This is a genomic window from Thalassolituus pacificus (assembly GCF_025318105.1).
GTDB classification, from domain to species: domain Bacteria; phylum Pseudomonadota; class Gammaproteobacteria; order Pseudomonadales; family Oceanobacteraceae; genus Venatoribacter; species Venatoribacter pacificus.
The window spans coordinates 565,037-587,700 of record NZ_JAOANI010000015.1; the positions used below are offsets into that span (position 1 = coordinate 565,037).

Below are 22,664 nucleotides of genomic sequence, written 5' to 3' on the forward strand. Positions count from 1 at the left end.
ATGAATTAAAATCATCTATTTATTTTAGATGAATTTATTTTTCTTTTTCGGTTGGGTGACGAATGTTGTCAATGGTTTTGCTCATCCATTGCAGCAACGGCTGCCACTCTTTTTCGTCTTTTGAATCCTGCTGATCAAAATCGATCAGACCTAATCCGTGCTCGCTGGCACGGACATAAAATTGAGTATCGCGCAGTGCGGCGATAAAGGGAATTTGCAGGCTGTTGAGGAAGCGCTCGAGCTTGGCGTAAATCAATGTATTTTTACGCACACGATTAGCAACAACCGCGATAGGCTTGGGATTAATACGATAAGCACGCGATAACAGTACATCGCGGATAAAACCGGTGGCGGCACGGATATCGATGGCAGAAGGAATAACCGGAATAACAATAAGGTCGGCCTGCTGAATCAGATCGGATAATTCATTGCCGGCAAGTCCGGCGGGCGTATCGAGAATCACACGACTGGTATCGGATGGTACGCGCAGACTCCAGGTTCGGGTCGAGGCACTGGGAGCATGACGCTGAAAGGCTGCCACGCCACTGATTTTTGGCAGGTGTTGGTCACGTGCCTGTAACCAATCCATGGATGATCCCTGTGGATCATAATCAATCAGTGCCGTTACTTCGCCCTGACGGGAAAAGTAGCTGGCCAGATTGGTTGCCATGGTGGTTTTGCCACAGCCGCCCTTGGCGTTCGCAACCATAATGCGAACAGGAGCAGCACGACTGATAATCCGGGCGGCTGCCGGACCATCTTGCGGCGTTAGTATTTCTGTCACTGAAATATCCCTGTTTCCTTATGCGGTACCGATGGTTATGTGGGCTCGTTATCGGTTGTGTTGCCACTGCGTGTTATCGGGGCGCTTTTTGTCCTGCGCATTTGTAGCATAGGTTATAATCTCCGGGCGTGGAATGAATCACAAGGATGATCAAATGAAAAGTAAAATAGCCTTTATGCTGTTTATTCTCGGGCTGGCAGTTGCTGCGCCTTATTTTATTAAAGGCCCGGATGGCAAACCACTGATGTCTTCCGATTCTGAGCCGGAGCTGTTATCAACGGAGCAAACGCGGCAGACCTATTATAAATGGCAGGACAGCAAAGGCGTTTGGCATTTTGGTGACGAAGTACCGGAAGGGGTCGTTGCGCAGGCTGTCGGAGTCGATACCGCTGCCAATGTTATTCAGAGTGTTAAGGTTGCGGCACGAGAAGAAACCACAGAAAAGAAACGCCAGCAAGAACCGGAGGCTAATGCACCGGGCTTGCCGATGACGGTGAATCCGGCCGATATCCCCAAATTGCTGGACGATGCCAAGGGCGTACAGGCGTTGGTTGATCAGCATAAAAAAGACATTGATCAGGCGCGCTGAGCGCCTGCGTCAGAATAGGTTTCAGCAGGTTTCAGCAGGTTTCAGCGCAGGAAATACAACATGCCGTTGGAGCCTGCGGCCAGCCATTCATTGTTATGAAAGGCAACGTCTTCAACCAGCACGTTATTGCTGACCCAGGTGTCGCGTGGACTGGCGCGCCATATATGGCTGCGCTGGCCATCGGCGGTGTTCCATAATTCAATTTGCCCGGAGCTGTTACCCGTTAACAATTGGCTGTTGTTGGCAGAAAAACGGGCAGCGCTGTAGTGACCGCGAGTACGGTCAATCTGTTGCAATAAACGTCCGGATGCCACATCCCATATTTTCCCGCTTTCGTTCAGTGCTGAGGTAAACAGCAGGCGGCCGTCGGCTGACAGCTGTGCGGTTTTTACCTGATTATTGTGTTTCAGCTGATGCAGTAACTTACCGTTTTCCAGATTCCAGATCCGCGCATTCAGATCATCGCTGGCGCTGGCGGCTAATAAACTGTTGTCGCTGACACTGACGTCGTAGACGATGCCGTCGTGGGCAAGACGTAAGCGAATGCCACCATTTTTAATATCGAACAATGTCGCGGTGTAATCGGCCATGGCCAGCAGGGCGTAATTGCCGTTGCTGGTCAGGGCGATATCTTCAATGTCTCCGGGGGAGTTCCAAAACCATACCGCTTCGCCACTGTCGCGTGCCCAGAGTACGATGGTGCGGTTGTCGGTGGTGGCAACAAAATTCCCCTCGGGGGAAAACGCGCTGCTGGTAATGTTGCTGTAGCCTTCCGCTTTATGATTCCAGTCGAACAGTCGTTCTGCCGGATTAATGCTCCAGAGGCTGCCGCCATGATGCAGACTGCCAACCATCAGCTCATTACCATTGGCTGAGAAATTCATGGAGTAAGCGCCCTGGCGCGACACTTCACGGACGTCGGCCGGCGCTTTGGCATCGTCGCAGCCACTCAGTAATAAGGTCAGGGGGAATAGTAAGACGGCACGAACATGCTGCAGTCGCTGAATCATGGCAAACCCGTTGCAGATAAATTCTGTACCAGTGTAGTTCGTCTGACGGGATTTTGTGGTTCCCGCTGTTGCGGGAACCAGAGAGCAAAGAGAAGGGTTATACGGTGGCGAGTTCGCGGTGAGCTGTATGCAGGCGAGCGATCAGCTGATCTTCCAGTTCAAAGCGCTCTTCCAGAATTTCGCCGATAGCGGATAAGTCGTGTGGCAGCTGCGCCAGTTGTTCAAAGGTGCAGTGTTCGTCGTAGGTGTCGTTAAAATCGACACAGCGACCGGTCAACGCATCCAGTTTGGGTACCAGAGTAGAGGCCAGCTCTACACCGCCGTCGTCATACTCTTTGGCTTCGTTGATGAGTTGCTCGTAAATTTCAAAATGCCCGGCGGAGCAATAGTCCATCATGCTCTGGCAAAACCGCTGGATTGCAGACCCCAGATGTTGTTCTGCTGACAGCGGCTTGCTGGCGGACAGGTTGCAGAATAAAACGATCAGTTCCTGACGACCGTTGAGCCAGCCATCGATCAGTTTGTGAACGCCGCCCCAGCGTTCCTGTGCAGTTTTGCAGCCTTCCAGCATATTCATCTCCTTGGCGACCCGGCATTATTTTTACGGGTCGCTGCATTATTGTTCTGACGGTATGTGGACACTATAGGCCGGGCAAAAAGGGCGAGGCAAGCAGCTTTTTTGCCTTTTATACCTTGCTATATCAAGGCTTTCTGCTTGCCCTTAAATGATGTGCGATTGCTTCAGCGACGGCGTGGCCAGACGCGGAACAGCGCAAATGCAGCGGCCAGGGTGTAACCGATAAACCACAGGCGGGTCCATTCCGGCATGGTTAACCCGACGAAGCTCCAGGAGACATCGGCGCAATTACCGTTGCCACGCAACATCACACCGATCAGCTCGCTCAGTGGCAGTGTTTCAATCAGATAATCGAAGCCAGGGCCGCAGGCCGGAACGTCTTCCGGTGGCAGGTTCTGCAGCCAAACATGATGATCCGCCACCCAGACGCCACCTATTGCGGACAGCAGGGTAAAGATCAGCGCGATGCGTAATGTCCAACTGGCGGGTTTGTTCTCACGCTGGCGGGCGATAAACGCGGCCAGACAGCCGAGACCAATGGCGAGGGTGGCAAGACGCTGCACCATGCACAGCGGACAGGGTTCCAGATACAGCGCATATTCAAAGTAATACGCGGCGGCAAGGAGCGCGACACAAGAGAGAAAGCCGGCGAGATAGCCGTGATGTAAAGACAGTGATTTCAGAAATGTTTGCATAAAAATTCCACAATCTGACGCTTCGCGCCCGGTTGGCTGGCAGTCTACCACAGCAACAATCCGGAGGATCTGGTCTAAGATCAATAGGGCGGCGGCCAAGGCTGCCGGGTTGCAGATTAGTCAGGAGGAGTAGAGGTATGTTCCGCAGGTCAGCGAAGTTAATGTCAGAAACCATTGTAATGCTGGGGGTGCTGCTCAGTCTGGTTGCGGTTTCTGTTGTGCGGGCAGAGGATGCGCCGATTGCCACAGAAACCAAATACCTTCATCTGGAGCCGGCTTTCGTGGTGAATTACGGCAGCACCGGGCGGATGAAATATCTGCGTACCGAAATTGCTCTGAAGGTCTCGGGCAATGATGCGGCGGCGGCGGTAAGCCAGCATAAGCCTTATATCCGCAATAATCTGGTGATGCTGCTCAGTGCGCAGGAAGCTGAAACGATGAACAGTTCCCAGGGGCGGGAGTCGTTGCGTAAGGTAGCACTGGACGAAGTGCGGGCGCTGATGGTGAAGCTTGAAGGCTCGCCGTTGGTCGATGATTTATTTTTCAGTAATTTTGTCGTACAGAATTAATATCGTGCATTAAAACGCTGACATTAAAATGGCTGATGGTGACATAAAAACGGGAGGCATTGCCTCCCGTTTTGCATGTCAGCGGTTGACCGCTCAGCGCTGCAGGTAGTGCGCTAAGTATTCGGCAAACGGTTGAGTGTCCGACTGCTCCAGCGCTTCCTGGGCGGCAATGGAATCGCGCGCCATCTGCAGCCATTGCTGGTGCACCTGAGGGCCAAGATTCTCACTCAGTGTTTTGCGGTGTTGTTCGGCTTGCTGGCGCGTCAGCTCCGCAAACTCAATCTCTTTTTCCTGCAATTGTTGCAGCACCTGTGCCGATGGCGTCAGGCGGCTGTCGGCCAGTTTCAGGCGTTGCTGACCCAGACTGTCAGCGTGGAAGGTTTCACCGCTGGCACGGTCCATCATGGTGGCCAGCTCTTTCATTTCATCAAGCAATTGCATGCCCCAGCTTTGCAGGCTGATGGTGTCATCCTTCTGCTCCAGCATCAGGCCCGGACGACGGCCTTCCATTACGGTGTGTTGCTGATTACGTTTGATGCGCCAGTATTCGTCTTCGTCGATATCGGGGCTGGGTTGCAGCAGACACCAGGTGAGGAATACATCCATAAACTGCATCTGTGGCACATCAATACCCAGTGGTATGAACGGGTTAACGTCGGTGCAGCGCACCTCGATGTATTCAACGCCGTATTTATCCAGCGCCTGCAGCGGCTTTTCACCATTGCGCGCGACGCGCTTAGGACGAATATCGCTGTAATACTCGTTCTCGATCTGCAGCAGGTTTGTGTTCAGCTGCTTGTAATGACCGTGCTCATCCTGCAGACCAATTTCATCGTAGGCCTGCACTGGCGCGCTGATCGCTTTGCTCAACGTTTTGATATAGCTGTCGATGGTGTTGTGACACACCATCAGATCGGATTGCGCGTTGTTCTGGTAGCCCAGATCACTCATGCGCAGTGAGGTGGCATAAGGCGCGTACAGCGTGTGTTCATAGAGGCGGTCAAGTTTATGGTCACGACCGGCGAGAAAGGTGCTGCACACCGCCGGAGAAGCACCAAACAGATACATCAACAGCCAGGAGTAGCGGCGGAAATTACGGATCAGGCCAAAATAACGCGCCGAGATATAGCTCTGCGGGCTGTATTGATCGCCGCGTTCATCGTTGGCCTGCAGCAGCGGCCAGATCTCTGCCGGTAGCGAGAAATTGTAGTGAATACCGGAAATGGTCTGCATGGTACGGCCATAACGGTGCCACAGACCATGGCGGTAAACATGCTTCAGCTGGCCGATATTTGAGCTGCCGTAATGGGCAATCGGAATGCTCATTTCACCCTGCAGAATGCAGGGCATGGAGCTTGGCCAGATCAGCTCGCCGTCCAGCTGTTTGTAGGCAAAGCGGTGAGCAATATTCAGATAAGCATGAGCTTCGTGAGCGCTTGCGAAAACCGGCGTAATAAATTCCAGCAGGGCTTCAGAATAATCGGTGGTGATGCTTGGGTGGGTCAGTGCCGAACCCAGCCCTTGCGGATGTGGTTTCTGGCTGATGATGCCCTGGGGTGAGCAGCGTAAGCCTTCTTTTTCGATGCCACGTTGTAAACGCGCCAGCAATGCCAGATGTTGTGGATCGCTGAACAGATTCAGGGCTTGTTGATAATTAGCCAAAGTCGCCTCGGGGCAGAAACGGAGATCGCCGGATTATAGGGGGAAATGGAGGGTGGACGATACCACCCAGCGGTATACCGGGTGGGTTTGATTGTTGCAATGCTCACCCCTGATGAGCTCAGGGGCGCAGGTCGTTACTTTTTCGCCTTGGCAAACGCGGCAGCCAGTGCACCGGCCATCGCGCCCTGAGCCTGAGCTTTATCACCAAAGCTGTTGCGGTTTGGCGCACCGTTCGCCCGTTGACCGTTACGCTGCGGTTTTTCGCCGGGTGTGCGTTCGTTGGCGCGGTCATTGGCATCGTCGCTCATGCGCATCGACAGGCCGATACGCTTACGCGCGACGTCCACTTCCATCACTTTAACCTTGACGATATCGCCGGCTTTCACAACATCGCGCGGGTCTTTGACGAAGGTGTCGGACAGCGCGGAAATGTGTACCAGGCCATCCTGATGCACGCCGATATCGACGAAGGCACCGAAGGCGGCGACGTTGGTGATCACCCCTTCGAGCACCATATTCGGCTTCAGATCTTTGAGCTCTTCCACACCCTCTTTGAATTCGGCGAATTTGAATTCCGGACGTGGATCGCGGCCCGGCTTCTGCAGTTCATTAACGATGTCTTTTACGGTGATTTCACCGGTTTTTTCATCGCTGAATTTGGCTGCATTCACGGATTTCAGCAGCGCACTGTCACCAATCAGGCTGGCAACGTCGCGGGAAAATTCGTGCGCGATTTTTTCCACCACCGGATACGATTCCGGGTGCACTGCTGAAGCATCGAGCGGGTTGCTGCCGTTCATAATGCGCAGGAAGCCGGCGGCCAGTTCGAAGGTCTTACCGCCCAGGCGCGGCACGTTAAGCAGATCGGCGCGGCTGTTAAAGGCACCGTTGACATCGCGGAAGGCGACGATGTTGTTCGCCAGCGTGCTGTTCAGACCGGATACACGGGTCAGCAGCGGCGCTGAGGCCGTATTCAGATCAACACCAACGGAGTTTACACAGTCTTCGATCACCGCATCCAGAGAGCGGGCCAGCTGGCTCTGGTTCACATCATGCTGGTACTGGCCCACACCGATGGATTTCGGTTCGATTTTTACCAACTCGGCCAGCGGGTCCTGCAAACGACGGGCGATGGATACCGCACCACGAATGGTTACATCCAGATCGGGGAATTCTTTCGCCGCCAGTTCAGACGCCGAGTAAACCGAAGCACCGGCCTCGTTCACCATTACTTTCTGCACGTGTTTCAGTGCCGGTTGGGCTTTGATCATGTCGGCGACGAATTTGTCGGTCTCACGAGAACCGGTACCGTTACCGATGGAGATCAGCTCGACATTGTGTTTGGCGATCAGGGCGCTCAGCACCGCAGCCGATTCGGCCAAACGGTTCTGCGGCGGAGTCGGGTAAATGGTGGCGTGATCCACCACTTTACCGGTGTTGTCGACCACCGCAACTTTCACCCCGGTACGCAGACCTGGATCAAGGCCCATGGTGGCTTTGCGGCCAGCCGGAGCGGCCAGCAGCAGGTCTTTCAGGTTATCGGCAAAGACTTTAATCGCCGCTTCTTCGGCGCTTTCGCGCAGGTTGCCCATCAGCTCGGTTTCGAGGTGAGTGAGCAGTTTGATGCGCCAGGTCCATTTCACCACTTCCGCCAGCCAGCGGTCGGCGGCACGGCCCTGTTGTTCGATATTAAAATGCGAGGCGATCATGCCTTCACACGGGCTTGGTGTCAGTTTGTCGGAGGGATCACCGGTCACCAGCGAGAAGCTCAGAATGCCTTCGTTACGGCCACGCAGAATGGCCAGCGCACGGTGGCTGGGCACGCCTTTCAAGGCTTCATCATGTTCGAAGTAATCGGCAAACTTGGCCCCCGCACCTTCCTGGCCAGGAACAACGCGCACCGACAGCGTGGCTTCCTGCTGCATAAAGGTACGCAGCTTGGCCAGCAGGTTGGCGTCTTCGGCGAAGCGCTCCATCAGAATGTACTTGGCACCGTCGAGGGCCGCTTTGGTATCGGCCACGCCCTGTTCGGCGTTGAGAAAATTCGCCGCTTCGGCTTCCGGGTCCAGCGCTGGGTTATCCAGCAGCGCTTCGGCCAGTGGCTGCAGGCCGGCTTCAATGGCGATCTGGCCTTTGGTGCGGCGCTTGGTTTTGTAAGGCAGGTACAAATCTTCGAGGCGGGTTTTGGTGTCGGCGCTTAAAATATCGCGCTTCAGCTCATCGCTCAGTTTGCCCTGCTCTTCGATGGTTTTCAGGATTGAGGCGCGGCGGTCTTCCATCTCGCGCAAATAACGCAGACGCTCTTCCAGCGTACGCAGCTGAGTGTCATCCAGCGAGCCGGTGACTTCTTTACGGTATCGGGAAATAAAAGGCACGGTGGCACCTTCATCCAGCAGCGCGACAGCGGCTGCAACCTGTTGTGGGCGGATGCCCAGTTCTTCAGCAATACGTAACCCGATGGAATCCTGACTCATAAACCTTCCTGACACGATAAAAACAGAGTGCGGAGTATAACGGAGAGCAGGAAAAAACGGTGTGATCTTGATAGTAAAATACGAAACTACTAATTTTATTAAAATTAGTAGTTTCGTAAAGGTCTATCAGAGCTCGATATTTTTGAGGATATATTCCAGGTTAGCTGGAGCGATAAAAATGTCCTTTTTACCAATTTTCACTTTCCTGAGAAATTCCAGCTCATCCGATAACTTAAGTAAATCTGTACGCGCGGTTTGATAGGTTACGCCATGCGAGCGCTGATGACTCTTTATGGTGTATTCCATCCCAGGGTGACTCAGGGCATGCTGCAGTAACGCAAGCTGCCTGTGATTAAGCATATATTGAAAGTGATGTACTAATCCGGCAGTTTCCTTCAGGCGCCGGGACTTTTGTTCCAGATAGTCATACAGGTCGGTGACAGCTTCACGGATGACGGCAAGCTGGTGAACGATAAAATAGGTGACATCATTGTTATCGGTCTCACTGTATAGGTAAGCCTGCATATATTTTGCTGGTGCTTTTTTGATCACTCTGGAAATAGATATGTATTCCATCAGCCAATAATGATCTTTGGCCATGATCCAGTAGAAAATAGCCCGTGCAGTTCTGCCATTACCATCCACAAATGGGTGATCATAGCCGATCATAAAGTGCGCAACGATGGCCCTTATAGCCGTCGGAATAAAGTTTCTTTCATCGTCAGTTTGCTGCTGATTGGCGAAATCACACAAGGCTTGCAGCCGTTGTTGTAACTCTGTGGCTTTGGGCGGTACGTGTAGAAGGGTATCGTCTTCTGAGAAGACACAAATATCATCCCCGGCATCCCGGAGAACGCCGGCTTTATGCGCATCCTCTGTTCCGAGAGTTTCAAAGGTAAGAAGCTCATGCAGTTCAAAAATTAGAGATGGCGTGAGGTCTTCATCTTTGTATTCACGAATAAACTGCATAGCCTTGTGGTTGTTCAGGATCATTTTTTCCGAATGATCTCTGGGTTGCCGACCACTCTGCAGCATATCCTTGGCTTGTCTGCGGGTTGTTGACGCGCCTTCCAACTGGCTAGAGCTGATAGCTTCTTCGATCAGTGAGCTTATCAGATAGGTTAGTTTTGTTTTTTCATCCGTGATTTTTTCATCAGCCGTAATACTGCCGGTGGTGTGCTTTTCAATCCACAGCAAATCTCTGACGATGCCATCTGGCATACAGAACCGGAATGGTTTGTCATGCTTGTCTTTAAAAGGAAGTATTTTGCTTAGATGATTTCTGCTCTGCCGAATTGCCAGCCAGTACATCTGTGAATCATACCCTTCCGGGGGAATTAGGTGGCGTAGCTTATCCCAGTGGAGGTAACGACCTTTAGTATCATAGGGGCCAAAATCGGCAGAGAATATCTTGCTCGCCTTATCTGTTATCTGCTCAGGGATCAGGTTGGCAAGGTAGGCATGAATATCCGGAGGCGGCTGTGGGATTTTCATAAATTGCTCATATACTAATTTTTCTGAAATTAGTATATGAGAGAAGAGAATAAAATCTACTGATTTTTAGAGAATCAGCCGATAGTGATTGGTAAAACAAAAACGGGAGCCGAAGCTCCCGTTTTGGCAGGCACTAAGCAGGAATTAATCCAGCTGCGGGCCAGCAGCTACGATGGCATCAGAGACATCGTATTTTTTGAAGTTTTCAACGAATTGAGCGGCCAGATTGCGCGCTGCTTCGTCATACTTCTCTGCGTCGGCCCAGGTGTTGCGTGGGTTCAGCAGATTGGTGTCGACGCCTTCCAGAGTCTTAGGTACCAGCAGGTTGAACACAGGTACAGTCTCGGTTTCAACGCCGCGCAGTTTGCCGTTCTGGATTGCAGAGATTACAGCACGGGTAGTCGGGATGCTGAAACGCTGGCCGCCGGCACCGTTTGCGCCGCCAGTCCAGCCGGTGTTAACCAGATAAACCTGAGAGTCGAATTCGGTAACGCGCTTGATCAGCAGTTCCGCGTATTCGCCAGCCGGACGTGGGAAGAACGGTGCGCCGAAGCAGGTAGAGAAGGTCGATTTCAGACCTTTGCTGCCGCCCATTTCGGTAGAGCCAACCAGTGCGGTGTAACCGGACAGGAAGTGGTAAGCCGCTTGTTCTTTGGTCAGAACTGACACAGGAGGCAGTACACCGGTCATGTCGCAGGTCAGGAAGATAACCGCTTTGGGTTCGCCGGCCATGTTTTCCAGAACGCGTTTTTCAACGTGCTCCAGTGGGTAGGCACAACGGGTGTTTTCGGTTTTGGATACATCGGTGTAATCGGCAACGCGGGTGATCGGGTCGATCACAACGTTTTCAACGATGGCGCCGAATTTGATGGCGTTCCAGATGATCGGCTCGTTTTTCTGAGACAGATCGATGGTCTTCGCGTAGCAGCCGCCTTCGATGTTGAATACGGTGCCTTTGCCCCAGCCGTGCTCGTCGTCACCAATCAGGAAACGCTCAGGGTCAGCGGACAGGGTGGTTTTACCTGTACCGGACAGGCCGAAGAACAGACAAGTGTCGCCGTCATCGCCAACGTTGGCGGAGCAGTGCATTGGCAGCACGTCTTTTTCCGGCAGCAGGAAGTTCTGCACGCCGAACATAGCTTTCTTCATTTCACCGGCGTAACGCATACCGGCCAGCAGTACTTTGCGCTGGGCGAAGTTCAGGATAACTGCGCCGTCAGAGTTGGTGCCGTCACGCTCGGGTACACATTCGAAGCCTGGTACGTTCAGAATCTGCCACTCTTCTTTATCAGAAGCGTTGTAAGTTTCCGGACGGATAAACAGGTTACGGCCAAACAGGTTCTGCCAGGCAGTCTGGGTGGTCATTTTAACCGGCAGGTAATGCTGCGGATCAGAACCCACGTGCACGTGTGACACGAAGCTGTCGTGCTGGGCCAGATATTCTTCCACGCGTTCCCACAGAGCATCGAACTTGTCGGCGTCGAATGGGCGGTTAATGTTGCCCCAGTCGATGGCGTCTTTGCTGCTCGGCTCTTCGACGATGAAGCGGTCCATCGGAGAACGGCCAGTGCGGATACCAGTCTCAACAACCAGTGCGCCGTTGTCCTGCAGTTGGCCTTCGCCACGCAGGATTGCTTGTTCTACCAGTAACGGTGTCGATAAATCGGTGTAAACAGTGGTCATATATCGGTGCCCAAACGGGTCCTCATAATTAGCGCACGGCTTGTGGCCATACTCTGATGTTCTCTATACCGCCCTGAGGGTACACGGGCGAACCCAAAGTTGAAGGCGCGTGATTATGCCAGAAAATTGGTTAAACGCTAAGCCCTGTCTTTTGAGGTGAAATCGCTGTCCCGAAAAGTCCCCTGTTGCGGGGCTTCCGGGTTGGCGGGTGTCGGTTGGTTAATGCGGGTTGCGTTCCGGGAACAGCGCCTCAACCTGTGCGTGGTCGAAGACGTAGCTCTGTTGGCAGAATTCGCAGGTGATATCGATTTTGCCGTTTTCTTCGATGATGCTGTTGAGCTCGTCGTAACCCATCTGGTGCAATGCATTGGCAATGCGCGGCTTGGAGCAGGTGCAGAAGAAACTCAGCTCCGAGGCAGGATAAACGCGGGTCTGTTCTTCGTGGAACAGGCGGTGCAATACCGTTGCTGCATCCAGCCCCAGCAGCTCATCGTTACGGATAGTCGAAGCCAGATGGCTGACCCGTTCCCAGGCATCGGCGTCGGTTTCCTGACCGGCAGGCGTTGGCATCTTCTGCAGCATCAGGCCGGCCGCACTCTGGCCGTCACAGGCCAGCCAGAAGTGGCTGCCGAGCTGTTCAGACTGGGTGAAATAGTCTTCCAGCGACTGGGCAATATTGCCGCCATTAATGCTGACAATGCCCTGATAACGCTGTCCCTGGTCGGGTTCAATGGTGATGACCAGCTGGCCATCATCAAAGCTCAGGTCGCTTTCGCCGGCGTTTTCATCGTAGCGGGCAATGGCGCGCAGCTGACCCTTTTCGTTGGTTTCGGCCTGCAGCAGCGAGACATTCCCCGGCAGGCGCATTTGCAGGGTCAGGCGTCCGGCAAATTTCAGGCTGGCGCTGAGCAATGCGGTGGCGGCCATCAGTTCACCCACGGCAACGGCGATGCGGGGTGGGTATTGGTGGCGGCGCAGGACTTCGCGATAGCTGTCCTGCAGGTGAGTAATCTCACCGCGGATGTCGGTATCGTCAAAGCTGAAGCGCTGCAGAGTGTCGCGGCTGGTATTGCTCATGTCAGTAATCCTGATTGTGCTCAAAGCGGCGCATATCGCGTCGCTCTTTTTTGTTGGGTTTGTGGTCGGGCACCTGCATGGAGGCTTTCATAATGCGCCGCCGTTCGCCTTCATCCATGCGCTGCTTGATGCTTTCCGGGGTTTCTTCGTACAGCAGGCGTGCTTCCGGAGCGCCGCGGCGCTGACCGGAGAGTGCGGTAATGATGATTTCTTTTTGCTCAAAACCCTGACGGATGCTGAGTTTGGCACCCAGCTCGGCGGTTTTGCTGACTTTGCAGCGCTGCCCTTCGACATGCACTTTGCCACCTTCAATGGCGGCCTTAGCCAGAGCGCGGGTTTTAAAAAAACGTGCCGCCCAGAGCCATTTGTCGAGGCGGATTTTTTCGTTGTTGTCAGTCATAGCTTAAAAATCCAGCTCATCAAAATGATGAATTCCGGGGAAGTGGCTGTCGCTGTTGGGTTCTTTCTGGCTGTCGGGATGAAATATGGCCAGCAGAAAACCGATGCCCCAGCGGGCGGCGGATTCTAGCACAGCCTGGCTGTCGTCGATCAGTAGGGTGCGGGCCGGATCGAAGCCTTCATCACGTTGCAGGTGATCCCAAAATGCCTGACTTTCTTTCGGTTCGCGGTAATCGTGGGAGCTGATCACGCGGTCGACCAGCTGGTCGAGAGCGGTACGCTCCATTTTCAGATTCACGCTGTCACGGTGGGCATTGGTGACGATCACGGTGCGTTTGCCCAATTGCTTAAGGCGGGCGAGGAAATCCTGCACGTGCGGGCGGAAACCGATCTTATGCTGCACATCGCGTTTGAGCTCGGCGATCGGCAGACCGGTGAGCTCGGTCCAGTAGTCCAGGCAGTACCAGTCGAGGGTGCCGCGCAGACCAATAAAGCTTTTATTCAGCTCGGCCAGGGCTTCCTCTTCACCCAGGCCGTGCTGTTGGGCGTAAACCGCAGGCAGGTGGTCGAGCCAGAAATAATTATCAAAATGCAGATCCAGCAGCGTGCCATCCATGTCCAGCAGCACGGTATCAATTTGTTGCCAGTCGGTCAGGCTCATAGGGTTATACTCGCTATCGGAATGTCTATTAAAACAGGGCTGTTATGCATAAAAAACCACAGATTTTGCAGCGTCATCTGGTGGCGCAGAGCCGCCTGTTCCGGGTGGAGTCGCTGGAGCTGCGCTTCAGCAATGGCGTTGAGCGGACCTATGAGCGTCTGATGCCCGGTGGCTCCGGTGCAGTGATGCTGGTCGCGCTGCTGGATAACGATACGATTGCCCTGATCCGGGAATATGGGGGCGGAATTGAAGATTACACCCTCACGTTGCCAAAAGGTGCGATCGATCTGGGCGAGAGTCTGCGCGAAGCCTGCAACCGTGAGTTACAGGAAGAAATCGGTTACGGCGCGCGCGAATTTATTCACCTGAAAAAACTCAGCCTGTCGCCCAGTTACATGAGTGGCGGTATTGATGTGGTGGTGGCGCGCGATCTGTATGAATCGAAGCTGGAAGGTGATGAGCCGGAGCCGCTGGAACTGGTGCCGTGGAAACTGAATAATCTGCACGAATTGTACAGCCGGGCAGACTGTACCGAAGGCCGTGCGATTGCCGCACTGGCGCTGGCACAGGAATTTCTGGCCGGGCGTTTTGACGGTGAAGTGCTGGGCTGATTACTGATACGGAGTCAGCAATCCATCATCCGGCCGGATTGCTGCTGTGCAGAATTTCCGCGATCACTTTGCCCAGCGTATCCAGCCTGATGGGTTTGCTGATAAAACCGTTCATGCCAGCCGCCAGGCAGCGCTCTTTATCTTCCAGCATGGCGTTGGCGGTGAGCGCAATAATCGGAATATGGTTTTTATGGTTGCTGAGGTCGCGGATGCGCTCGGTAGCGGTAATACCATCCATCACCGGCATGTTCACATCCATTAAAATCAAGTCGTAATCATTACTCAGCACTTCGGCAATGGCCTGCTCACCGTTAGCGACGGTTTTGCACTTCAGGCCCAGGCGGCTGAGCATGCGTTCTGCAATTTTCTGATTAACGGTATTGTCTTCGGCCAGTAATACGCGGCCATGCAGAGTCTGGTTTTGCACGGGCCTGGGTATTTCTTTTTCCGGTGCCGCTCCCTCATGCAGAGGCAGTTGCAGAACAAATGTGCTGCCGTGGCCAATTTCGGAAGTGAGGCTGATATCACCGTGCATGGCGTTGGCCAGATGGCGGCTGATGGTCAGCCCTAAGCCGGTGCCGCCGTATTTGCGGCTGGTGCTGGTATCGGCCTGTTTAAATGCGGAGAAAATCTGGTCGGTTTTATCGGGCGCAATACCAATGCCGCTGTCACGCACTTCAATGTTCAGCAGATAACGGAAGTCTTCCTGTTTCTGGCCGCTGACGCGGATTTCGATACGCCCTTTGTCGGTAAACTTCAGTGCATTGCTGATCAGGTTGGTGATGATCTGTCGCACCCGTTTCGGGTCGCCGCGCCAGTTGGCGGGCAGGCCGGCATCGTAGTAGTACACCAGCGATAAGCCTTTACGCCGTACCGGCTCGTTAAACAGTTGGTAGATGTCGGTGAGCAGGCGGTTCAGGTCGAAATCAATCTGCTCGATTTCCAGATTTCCGGATTCAATTTTCGACAGATCGAGAATGTCGTTAATGATGTCGAGCAGGGCGTGGGACGAGTTATGAATAATATCCAGATAATGGCGTTGGTCTTCAGACAAGGACGAGTCGAGCAGCAGCTCGCTGGCACCGAGAATGCCGTTCATCGGCGTGCGGATTTCATGGCTCATATTAGCGAGGAAAATCGACTTACTGCGGTTAGCGCTTTCGGCCTGCTCCAGTGCTTCGCGGATGCGCACGTTGGCGGCTTCCAGTGCCCGCTGGTTGGCGACGGCTTCAGTGATATCCAGACCGGCGAGCAGCACTTCCTGATGATCACCGCTGTCGATACGGGTCAGGCGCCAGCTGATGGTGGATTCCTTACCACTGGCGGATACCAGCGGGAATTCCGATGCCAGGCTGCCGGCATGGCTGCCGAGTAATTGTTGCCAGTCACGACGCAGTCTGGCGGCATGGGTTTTGGGCAGCAGGTAATCCAGCGGTTGATTGCGTAACTGTTTCTTATCCATTTCCAGCAGCGCCTGCACCGGCTGATTGATGCGCTGAATATTGCCCTGTTGGTCACACACCAGCAGCAGGGTTTGCATGGAATCAAAGTAAGCCCGTACGCGTTGCTGCTCGGCGCGCAGCTTTTCTTCCATATAGTGGCGTTTGCTGATGTCGTCGCCGGTCAGAAGAATGTAGTCGCGACCGCTGATATGCCAGGGCTGGGCATGCAGCGCCCAGCGCCCTTCATCGCCATGACGGTCGATCAGAGTGCACTCGAAATCCACCACGGTCTGACTGTCGAGAGCTTGTTGTAAGTAGCGGACAATGTGTGCACGTTCGGCGGCCGGCTGGATATCGGATAAGCGTTGATCGCGTGCGCCAGCAAACAGGGCAGCAAAGCGTGGGTTGGCATCAAGAATAAGCTGCTGCGCATTGAGGCGAACGGCAATGCCGCTCATATTTTCCCAGCTCAGGCTGTGCTGCAGGCTTTGGCGATCAAGCTGATCGCGTAAGGGCCGGATCAGGTGATGGAAACCGGCGAACAGAATAATAATGACGGCGAGATCGGTCAGGGCGGCGCCAATCCAGCCCTGCAAATAGTGCTGGCGGATTTGGCTGAGAGATCGGCTCACCACGAGGCCAGAACCATTGCCCAGTGGTTGCAGATAAAGCATATAGGTGTGTTGTTGCTCTTCTGCCTGTTGCAGGCCGCTGATGCCCTGTGCCGCCTGCAATAAAGCCGCCCGGCTGATGCCCGGTTGTGGGGGCTGTTGTGTTGTAACCTCATCCCCCTGCAGCGAGCCGGTCTGTACGGCCAGCCCCTGGCTGCGCAGATAACCGAGTTCAATGTCTGTTGGCAGCGCATCAGGGTTTAATTGCCACTGTTGACGCAGATTGCCCGCCAGGCGTTGCAGCTCATGTTGCTGTTGTTTTACCTCATGCAGATACAACAGCAGACTGGTGACAACCGTAATAAGCAGGGTTGAGGCCAGCGCCAGCATCCAGAGGTATTTTATGTGGCGGCCCATAGTGCGTCCTTTGCCGAAGGTCCCTTAACAATAGATGCTTGTGGTCAGACAATCCAAGGCAATACCAGTGCGTGCAATGTGGCGGTCAGCGTCATTGCCATCGCCGCATAGGCCGACTGCTGTGGCCCTAATTCTAAAGCACGACTGGTGCCAATGGCGTGGGCGCAGATTCCCAGTGTCAGCCCCAGGGTTTGTGGCTCATCCATGCGCAGCGTTTTTAACAGCGGCGGAATCATTAACGCGCCGAGAATTCCGGTAATAATCACAAACGCCGATGCCAGGGCGCTGATACCGCCGACCTGCTCGCTGATGGCAAGTGCCACCGGCGTGGTAATGGACTTGGTGTAGATCGTGCGGGTGATGGCGTCATCACCAATCCAGAAGTGTGCCAGCAGCACCGCGCAGGCGATGGTGGTGCCACTGCCAAGGGTTACCGCCAGGGCAATGCGCAGCCATTGTTTACGCATGGTGTGAATAAACTGATACAGCGGCACCGCCAGCATGACCACCACTGGCCCAAGCATCAGATTCAGGTAGTGACCGCCCTGCATATAGGTTTGATAAGAAACACCACTCAATTCCAGGCAGGATACAACCAGCACGACGCCGGTCAGAATCGGCGGAATAAAAGCATTGTTGCCCGTGCGGCGGTAGAGTTGCTGGCCGGCAAGAAAAGCCGCAATGGTGAGCGCGGCCCAGAATAACGGCAGGCTGAACAGATGTGTCATAAGCCTGATTTACCTCCCTTGCGCATAATCAGGGCACTGACCAGCGCTCCCGGAATCAGACTGAGCGCGAGAATAATCAGCAGCTCGACACCGTGTTCGGCCAGCAGTTGCTTTTGCGTGATGATGCCAACGCTGACCGGAATCAGAAACAACGGCAGCAGAGGGGATAACGTCTGGGTAATGCGCTGCAGATTATCCGGGGCTTTGCCGCGCAGTATCAGCGCCAGCAATAACAGCAACATACCAACAATGGATGCCGGAACAGGAAGGTGCAGCAGAGTTTGTAACAGAGACCCCAGCAGTAAAAAGATCAGCAGGGTAAGGAGGCCGGACATGCGTCTGCTCCTGAAAAGTTGGTGCGGAAGGAGAGACTCGAACTCTCACGCCGTGAAGCGCTGGAACCTAAATCCAGTGTGTCTACCAATTTCACCACTTCCGCGATTCAGGGCGCGGATATTATACAACTCGGATGCACTTGCCAAGGGCTGCCTCTTTATGATGCCGATGGGAGCCGCTGGCACTGGAGGGGGGCGCTCGTGTATGGTGCCTTTTTTTGCATAACAGGGAATGGCTATGCCTTCAGATAATCGTTTGGCCAGCAATATTCTGCTCAGCGCGGCCGCGGTCGTGATCGTGATCGCGGGTATTAAAAGTGCCGCTGCCATGTTGGTACCGTTTTTACTGGCGGTTTTTATTGCCATTCTCAGCGCGCCTTTACTGCGCTGGCTGACCAATCACAAAGTACCGGGTGTGCTTGCCGTATTGTTGCTGGTGCTGGGATTCCTGCTGCTGGGGAGTGTGCTGGCCTCGTTTGTCGGTGGCACGCTGACGGCGTTTTATAAAGACATGCCGCTGTACGAGCAGAAACTGCAGGCGCTGACCGGTCATGGCGTCACCTGGCTGCGCAGCATGGGGGTTGAGGTGGCGGATAATGTCATCCGTGAATACGTGAACCCCGGTGTGGTGATGAAAACCGTCGCCTCGGTATTCAACGGTCTGGGCGGGGTGCTCACCAATACCTTCCTTATTCTGTTTACGGTCATTTTTATTCTGCTTGAAGCCTCCAGCTTTCCGGCCAAGGTCAAACGTGCGTTTGGTGAAGAAACCCAGGCCTTTGCCCACTTTGAGCGTTTCTCTGAATCGGTGCAGCAGTATCTGATGATTAAAACCGTGGTCAGCTTTGGCACCGGTCTGACCGTCGGCCTGCTGTTGGCACTGATTGGCGTAGATTACTGGGCGCTGTGGGCGCTGGTCGCGTTCCTGCTTAACTACATTCCTAATATCGGTTCCATTATTGCGGCCGTTCCGGCGGTGCTGATTGCCTTAATTCAGATTGGCCCGGGAGCCGCGTTGCTCACCGCCGGTGTGTATGTGCTGGTGAATACACTGTTCGGTAATGTGGTCGAGCCACGGTTGATGGGACGCTCGCTGGGGTTGTCGACGCTGGTGGTCTTTCTGTCGTTGGTATTCTGGGGCTGGATTCTGGGGCCGGTCGGCATGTTACTGTCGATCCCTTTGACCATGGTGGTGAAAATCGCGCTGGAAACCCGGCCGCAATCACGCTGGATTGCTACCTTGCTGGATCATTGATGCGCTCACTACGTCATATGAGCAAAGAAGGGTAAAAACACTGCCAGCCGGGTGGCTGGCAGCGCTAGACTGAGCGCAACGGAGGATGTTGATGAAATCTATTCTGCTGGTCGATGATGATTACGAACTGGGTGAGCTGCTGCAGGAATACCTGTCGATGGAAGGCTTTGCCCTGACGGCGGTGCAGGATGGCGAAACCGGTCTGCAACGGGCGTTAAGCGGAGAGTTCGACCTGGTGCTGCTGGATGTGATGCTGCCGAAAATGAATGGCTTTGAGGTGCTGAAAAAACTGCGCACCGAATCGTCATTGCCGGTGATTATGCTCACCGCCCGTGGCGAAAGCGTTGACCGGGTGCTTGGCCTTGAACATGGCGCCGATGATTATATTCCCAAGCCTTATCACCACCATGAGCTGGTGGCGCGGATTAAAGCGTTATTCCGCCGTATTGATCTGTCGGCCGAGCAACCGGGTAAAGGCACAGTCACCACGCTGAATGTCGGTGAACTGCAGCTGAATACCACCCGCCGCATTGTAACTCTGGATGGCGTTGAGCTGGCGCTGACCGGCGCGGAATTCGGTGTGCTGCACTGTATGATGGAACACGTCGGCGAATTGGTCGATAAAGACACGCTGTCGCTGGCGGCGCTGGGTCGTCCACTGATGGCCTATGATCGCTCCATCGATATGCACGTCAGTAACCTGCGCAAAAAACTTGGCCGCCGCGCCGATAATTCCGACTGGATCAAAACCGTGCGCTCGCGTGGTTATATGCTGGTCAGCCCGGAATAAATCCTTCCTTTATCACAGGCCTTTGCATGCGCTGGTATCGCTCGCTGTTTTTTAAAATTTTCCTCTGGTTCTGGGGGGTGATTTTTCTCGCCATGTGGGCCGCCGTGCTAACTAACGAATGGATCGAGGACGATTACTTCCGTCCGGCGACTCAGCCGGAAACCATGCATCTGGTGCATCTGATGGACCGCGAACGGCCAATTGTGGCGGAAGGCCGCAAGTTATGGCGCAAGATCCGGCCGGGCTGGAATCTGGTCGCGGTGCCGGTGGATATGATCAGTCAACTGCCCCATGACCTGGAAGAGTTTGCCGACGAAGCTGACGATGCCGATCAGATTCTGTGGGGACAAAACGACGGCTGGCTGATGATCGGCCCATTGCAGCGTCAGGGGTATCTCTACATCGCGGTTACCCGCAAAGAATGGCAGAGCGTACTCAATAATGAAGACCGCTGGTTGGTGCCGCTGGCCATCGTAGTGGTGGTCACTCTGCTGTGCTTTATGCTGGTGTGGAGTCTCACCCGTCCTATCCGCCGTTTACAGCGTACCGTGCGTCAGCTGGCGCAGGGCAATTTTGATGTGTCCGGTCTGCGCCGCGATCTGCATCGCCATGACGAAATCGGCATGCTGGCCAGCGAAGTGGTCGAGATGGCGGACGCTCTGCAGCGGCTGCTGCACAGCCATCAACAGTTATTGCGCGATGTATCGCACGAGTTACGCTCGCCGCTGACCCGTCTGCAAATTGCCCTTGGCATTGCCCGTAAAAAAGATCAGCAGCATGTGCTGGCGGCGGAGCATGATCGTATCGAACGCGCCGTCGGCCAGGTTGATGGCCTGGTCGGTCAGATTCTTGATCTGGCCCGGCTGCAACAGACCGACAGCCAACAATTGCAGACCAGCCGGCTTGGACTGGGCGGGCAATTGCAGATCTGGCTGCAGAACGCCGATGTGGAAATTGAAGAAAAAGAACTGCAATTGATCTTCCGTGAGCCGGATGACGGGTTGAAGTGTGACTGGGACTGGATGCTGGTGGAGCGGGCTTTTGACAATCTGCTGCGTAATGCCATCCGCTTTGCGCCGGCGGGATCGGAATTGCTGATCGGTGCGGCAATAAGCGGTGAGTCGGCAGAATTGTGGGTGCAGGATCAGGGGCCGGGCGTTCCGGAGGAAGAACTGCTGCGGATTTTCGATCCGTTTACCCAGGTCGACTCAGCCCGCGATCATGCGGCCGGAGGCTATGGCATAGGACTGGCGCTGGTTAAACGCATTGTTGAATTACATGATGGCAGCGTGCTTGCCGAAAACCGTTTCCCCGGTCTGCGTATCACCATGCGTCTGCCGCTACGGCCACAAACCTGATCTGGCTCAGTTAAAAATACAGATGCTCCGGATTAGCTGGAAAAAGCAATAGGTTTTTGGTAGAAAGTACGACCCTTATGCCCCCTGTGTTCTGGACGATGTGGCACAGCTGGCTTTTAAATACAGTGAAGAGACTGGACAAGTACTATGTCACAAGATTTCAAGCAAGCAGCTCTGGATTACCATCAGTTCCCTAAGCCGGGCAAAATCAGTGTCGAGCTGACCAAGCCTGCACAGACTTCACACGATCTGTCTCTGGCCTACAGCCCGGGTGTGGCAGAGCCAGTAAAAGAGATCGCTGCTGATCCTGAAAACGCCTACAAGTACACTGGTAAGGGTAACCTGGTTGCTGTTATCACTGACGGTACTGCCATTCTGGGTCTGGGTGACCTGGGCCCTCTGGCTTCTAAGCCGGTTATGGAAGGTAAGAGCCTGCTGTTCAAACGCTTTGCCGGCGTAGACTCCATCGATATCGAAGTTGAGTCTGAAAGCCCGCAAGCCTTCATTGATACTGTTCGTCGTATCGCGATCACTTTCGGTGGTATCAACCTGGAAGACATCAAGGCACCTGAGTGTTTTGAAATCGAACGCACTCTGATCGAACAGTGCGACATTCCGGTATTCCACGATGACCAGCACGGTACTGCGATCGTAACCGTAGCCGGTGCACTGAACGCGCTGGAAATTGTTGGTAAGAAAGTTGAAGACGCCAAAATGTGTGTACTGGGTGCCGGTGCTGCCGCCATCTCCTGTACCAAACTGCTGATCCTGGCCGGCATGAAGCCAGAAAACATCTTTATGTGTGACCGTAATGGTGTGATCCACTCTGGCCGTACCGACCTGAACCAGTACAAGCAGGCCTTCGCGGTTGATACTGACAAGCGTACGGTTGACGATGCCCTGAACGGTGCTGATATCTTCCTGGGTCTGTCAGGTCCTAACATGGTGACTGGCGAGCAGATCAAGACTATGGCGCCGAACCCAATCATCTTTGCCTGTGCTAACCCGGTTCCGGAAATCATGCCGGAAATCGTTAAAGAAGTTCGTCCGGATGCCATCATGGCAACGGGCCGTTCTGATTACCCTAACCAGGTAAACAACGTACTGGGCTTCCCATTCATCTTCCGTGGTGCTCTGGACGTACGCGCCAAGCGCATCAACGAAGAAATGAAGCTGGCCGCTGCCAAAGCTCTGGCTGGTCTGGCGAAAGAGCCGGTTACTCAGGAAGTGCTTGATGCTTACGGTCTGGAATCGCTGGAATTCGGACGTGACTACATCATTCCTAAAGCCGTTGATACCCGTCTGCTGGGTGCTGTATCGGCTGCGGTTGCTCAGGCTGCGGTTGATACTGGGGTTGCGCGTAAGCCATTCCCGGCTAACTACCCGCTGAAAACTCTGGCTGATATCTGAGATATCCTGCCATAGTAAAAAACCCGGCTCTGC

21 protein-coding genes and 1 tRNA gene are annotated in these 22,664 nt (G+C 54.2%); 7 read left to right on the forward strand and 15 right to left on the reverse strand.

All coding sequences use genetic code 11. The features are described from left to right. Positions 1–34: 34 nt before the first annotated feature. Entirely contained in the window at positions 35–784 is a 750-nt protein-coding gene (locus NYR02_RS09710) for a nucleotide-binding protein (RefSeq protein ID WP_260976164.1), read from the reverse strand. Positions 785–938: 154 nt separating this feature from the next. Between NYR02_RS09710 and NYR02_RS09715 the strand changes: the two genes are divergently transcribed. Next, positions 939–1,373: a DUF4124 domain-containing protein gene (locus NYR02_RS09715; RefSeq protein ID WP_260976165.1), complete on the forward strand. Its 435-nt coding sequence runs from the start codon at positions 939–941 to the stop codon at positions 1,371–1,373. 41 nt (positions 1,374–1,414) lie between these two features. Here the strand turns inward: NYR02_RS09715 and NYR02_RS09720 are convergent, their stop codons facing one another. From NYR02_RS09720 to NYR02_RS09730, 3 genes are all read right to left on the reverse strand, one after another. Further along, the gene (locus NYR02_RS09720; protein ID WP_260976166.1) at positions 1,415–2,383 is read right to left on the reverse strand and encodes a WD40 repeat domain-containing protein; all 969 of its coding nucleotides are present in this window, start codon (positions 2,381–2,383) and stop codon (positions 1,415–1,417) included. Positions 2,384–2,480: 97 nt separating this feature from the next. After that, the gene (gene rsd / locus NYR02_RS09725; RefSeq protein ID WP_260976167.1) at positions 2,481–2,954 is read right to left on the reverse strand and encodes a sigma D regulator; all 474 of its coding nucleotides are present in this window, start codon (positions 2,952–2,954) and stop codon (positions 2,481–2,483) included. Positions 2,955–3,124: 170 nt separating this feature from the next. Continuing rightward, positions 3,125–3,655: a disulfide bond formation protein B gene (locus NYR02_RS09730; RefSeq protein ID WP_260976168.1), complete on the reverse strand. Its 531-nt coding sequence runs from the start codon at positions 3,653–3,655 to the stop codon at positions 3,125–3,127. A 137-nt stretch (positions 3,656–3,792) separates the two neighbouring features. Here NYR02_RS09730 and NYR02_RS09735 point away from each other — a divergent pair, with 137 nt between their 5' ends. Beyond that, the gene (locus NYR02_RS09735) at positions 3,793–4,224 is read left to right on the forward strand and encodes a flagellar basal body-associated FliL family protein (protein ID WP_260976169.1); all 432 of its coding nucleotides are present in this window, start codon (positions 3,793–3,795) and stop codon (positions 4,222–4,224) included. Positions 4,225–4,317: 93 nt separating this feature from the next. Here NYR02_RS09735 and gshA read toward each other — a convergent pair whose 3' ends face one another. The 7 genes from gshA to yrfG form a co-directional block, all read right to left on the reverse strand. Next, the gene (gene gshA / locus NYR02_RS09740; RefSeq protein WP_260976170.1) at positions 4,318–5,886 is read right to left on the reverse strand and encodes a glutamate--cysteine ligase; all 1,569 of its coding nucleotides are present in this window, start codon (positions 5,884–5,886) and stop codon (positions 4,318–4,320) included. A 134-nt stretch (positions 5,887–6,020) separates the two neighbouring features. Beyond that, on the reverse strand, positions 6,021–8,360 hold the full coding sequence (locus NYR02_RS09745) for a Tex family protein (protein ID WP_260976171.1): 2,340 nt from the start codon (positions 8,358–8,360) through the stop codon (positions 6,021–6,023). A 126-nt stretch (positions 8,361–8,486) separates the two neighbouring features. Continuing rightward, positions 8,487–9,854, reverse strand: a complete 1,368-nt coding sequence (locus NYR02_RS09750) for a Fic family protein (RefSeq protein ID WP_260976172.1) — start codon at positions 9,852–9,854, stop codon at positions 8,487–8,489. A gap of 144 nt (positions 9,855–9,998) precedes the next feature. Next, on the reverse strand, positions 9,999–11,537 hold the full coding sequence (locus NYR02_RS09755; protein WP_260976173.1) for a phosphoenolpyruvate carboxykinase: 1,539 nt from the start codon (positions 11,535–11,537) through the stop codon (positions 9,999–10,001). Positions 11,538–11,756: 219 nt separating this feature from the next. Next, a complete protein-coding gene (gene hslO / locus NYR02_RS09760; protein WP_260976174.1) occupies positions 11,757–12,614 on the reverse strand; it encodes an Hsp33 family molecular chaperone HslO in 858 nt (285 codons plus the stop codon). Position 12,615: 1 nt separating this feature from the next. After that, the gene (gene hslR, locus NYR02_RS09765) at positions 12,616–13,014 is read right to left on the reverse strand and encodes a ribosome-associated heat shock protein Hsp15 (protein ID WP_260976175.1); all 399 of its coding nucleotides are present in this window, start codon (positions 13,012–13,014) and stop codon (positions 12,616–12,618) included. Positions 13,015–13,017: 3 nt separating this feature from the next. Continuing rightward, complete coding sequence (gene yrfG, locus NYR02_RS09770) at positions 13,018–13,674, reverse strand: GMP/IMP nucleotidase (protein WP_260976176.1); 657 nt, start codon at positions 13,672–13,674, stop codon at positions 13,018–13,020. 44 nt (positions 13,675–13,718) lie between these two features. Here yrfG and nudE point away from each other — a divergent pair, with 44 nt between their 5' ends. After that, positions 13,719–14,285, forward strand: a complete 567-nt coding sequence (nudE, locus tag NYR02_RS09775; protein ID WP_260976177.1) for an ADP compounds hydrolase NudE — start codon at positions 13,719–13,721, stop codon at positions 14,283–14,285. Positions 14,286–14,310: 25 nt separating this feature from the next. Here the strand turns inward: nudE and NYR02_RS09780 are convergent, their stop codons facing one another. From NYR02_RS09780 to NYR02_RS09795, 4 genes are all read right to left on the reverse strand, one after another. Beyond that, positions 14,311–16,755: a PAS domain-containing hybrid sensor histidine kinase/response regulator gene (locus tag NYR02_RS09780; RefSeq protein WP_260976178.1), complete on the reverse strand. Its 2,445-nt coding sequence runs from the start codon at positions 16,753–16,755 to the stop codon at positions 14,311–14,313. Positions 16,756–16,799: 44 nt separating this feature from the next. Further along, positions 16,800–17,483 carry an LrgB family protein gene (locus NYR02_RS09785; protein WP_260976179.1) on the reverse strand — a complete coding sequence of 228 codons (684 nt, stop codon included), beginning with the start codon at positions 17,481–17,483 and terminating at the stop codon, positions 16,800–16,802. Then, a complete protein-coding gene (locus NYR02_RS09790) occupies positions 17,480–17,818 on the reverse strand; it encodes a CidA/LrgA family protein (protein WP_260976180.1) in 339 nt (112 codons plus the stop codon). The genes NYR02_RS09785 and NYR02_RS09790 overlap by 4 nt, the downstream gene beginning before the upstream one ends. Positions 17,819–17,837: 19 nt before the next feature. Further along, positions 17,838–17,922 (reverse strand) — tRNA-Leu (locus NYR02_RS09795). Positions 17,923–18,056: 134 nt separating this feature from the next. Here NYR02_RS09795 and NYR02_RS09800 point away from each other — a divergent pair. The 4 genes from NYR02_RS09800 (at position 18,057) to NYR02_RS09815 (ending at position 22,631) form a co-directional block, all read left to right on the forward strand. Further along, entirely contained in the window at positions 18,057–19,073 is a 1,017-nt protein-coding gene (locus tag NYR02_RS09800; protein ID WP_260976181.1) for an AI-2E family transporter, read from the forward strand. A gap of 91 nt (positions 19,074–19,164) precedes the next feature. Then, a complete protein-coding gene (locus tag NYR02_RS09805) occupies positions 19,165–19,863 on the forward strand; it encodes a response regulator (RefSeq protein ID WP_260976182.1) in 699 nt (232 codons plus the stop codon). 26 nt (positions 19,864–19,889) lie between these two features. Further along, a complete protein-coding gene (locus NYR02_RS09810; protein ID WP_260976183.1) occupies positions 19,890–21,221 on the forward strand; it encodes a sensor histidine kinase in 1,332 nt (443 codons plus the stop codon). 147 nt (positions 21,222–21,368) lie between these two features. Further along, positions 21,369–22,631 carry a malic enzyme-like NAD(P)-binding protein gene (locus NYR02_RS09815; RefSeq protein WP_260976184.1) on the forward strand — a complete coding sequence of 421 codons (1,263 nt, stop codon included), beginning with the start codon at positions 21,369–21,371 and terminating at the stop codon, positions 22,629–22,631. Positions 22,632–22,664 lie beyond the last annotated feature (33 nt).

Excerpts from the sequence above, each read along its gene's own strand:
- NYR02_RS09790 (WP_260976180.1), bottom strand. The coding sequence starts at position 17,818 with ATGTCCGGCCTCCTTACCCTGCTGATCTTTTTACTGCTGGGGTCTCTG.
- NYR02_RS09755 (WP_260976173.1), bottom strand. The coding sequence starts at position 11,537 with ATGACCACTGTTTACACCGATTTATCGACACCGTTACTGGTAGAACAA.
- NYR02_RS09805 (WP_260976182.1), top strand. The coding sequence starts at position 19,165 with ATGAAATCTATTCTGCTGGTCGATGATGATTACGAACTGGGTGAGCTG.
- hslO (WP_260976174.1), bottom strand. The coding sequence starts at position 12,614 with ATGAGCAATACCAGCCGCGACACTCTGCAGCGCTTCAGCTTTGACGAT.
- NYR02_RS09800 (WP_260976181.1), top strand. The coding sequence starts at position 18,057 with ATGCCTTCAGATAATCGTTTGGCCAGCAATATTCTGCTCAGCGCGGCC.
- NYR02_RS09785 (WP_260976179.1), bottom strand. The coding sequence starts at position 17,483 with ATGACACATCTGTTCAGCCTGCCGTTATTCTGGGCCGCGCTCACCATT.
- NYR02_RS09720 (WP_260976166.1), bottom strand. The coding sequence starts at position 2,383 with ATGATTCAGCGACTGCAGCATGTTCGTGCCGTCTTACTATTCCCCCTG.
- NYR02_RS09745 (WP_260976171.1), bottom strand. The coding sequence starts at position 8,360 with ATGAGTCAGGATTCCATCGGGTTACGTATTGCTGAAGAACTGGGCATC.
- yrfG (WP_260976176.1), bottom strand. The coding sequence starts at position 13,674 with ATGAGCCTGACCGACTGGCAACAAATTGATACCGTGCTGCTGGACATG.
- NYR02_RS09815 (WP_260976184.1), top strand. The coding sequence starts at position 21,369 with ATGTCACAAGATTTCAAGCAAGCAGCTCTGGATTACCATCAGTTCCCT.
- NYR02_RS09810 (WP_260976183.1), top strand. The coding sequence starts at position 19,890 with ATGCGCTGGTATCGCTCGCTGTTTTTTAAAATTTTCCTCTGGTTCTGG.
- nudE (WP_260976177.1), top strand. The coding sequence starts at position 13,719 with ATGCATAAAAAACCACAGATTTTGCAGCGTCATCTGGTGGCGCAGAGC.
- rsd (WP_260976167.1), bottom strand. The coding sequence starts at position 2,954 with ATGCTGGAAGGCTGCAAAACTGCACAGGAACGCTGGGGCGGCGTTCAC.
- NYR02_RS09780 (WP_260976178.1), bottom strand. The coding sequence starts at position 16,755 with ATGGGCCGCCACATAAAATACCTCTGGATGCTGGCGCTGGCCTCAACC.
- NYR02_RS09730 (WP_260976168.1), bottom strand. The coding sequence starts at position 3,655 with ATGCAAACATTTCTGAAATCACTGTCTTTACATCACGGCTATCTCGCC.
- NYR02_RS09750 (WP_260976172.1), bottom strand. The coding sequence starts at position 9,854 with ATGAAAATCCCACAGCCGCCTCCGGATATTCATGCCTACCTTGCCAAC.
- hslR (WP_260976175.1), bottom strand. The coding sequence starts at position 13,014 with ATGACTGACAACAACGAAAAAATCCGCCTCGACAAATGGCTCTGGGCG.
- NYR02_RS09735 (WP_260976169.1), top strand. The coding sequence starts at position 3,793 with ATGTTCCGCAGGTCAGCGAAGTTAATGTCAGAAACCATTGTAATGCTG.
- NYR02_RS09715 (WP_260976165.1), top strand. The coding sequence starts at position 939 with ATGAAAAGTAAAATAGCCTTTATGCTGTTTATTCTCGGGCTGGCAGTT.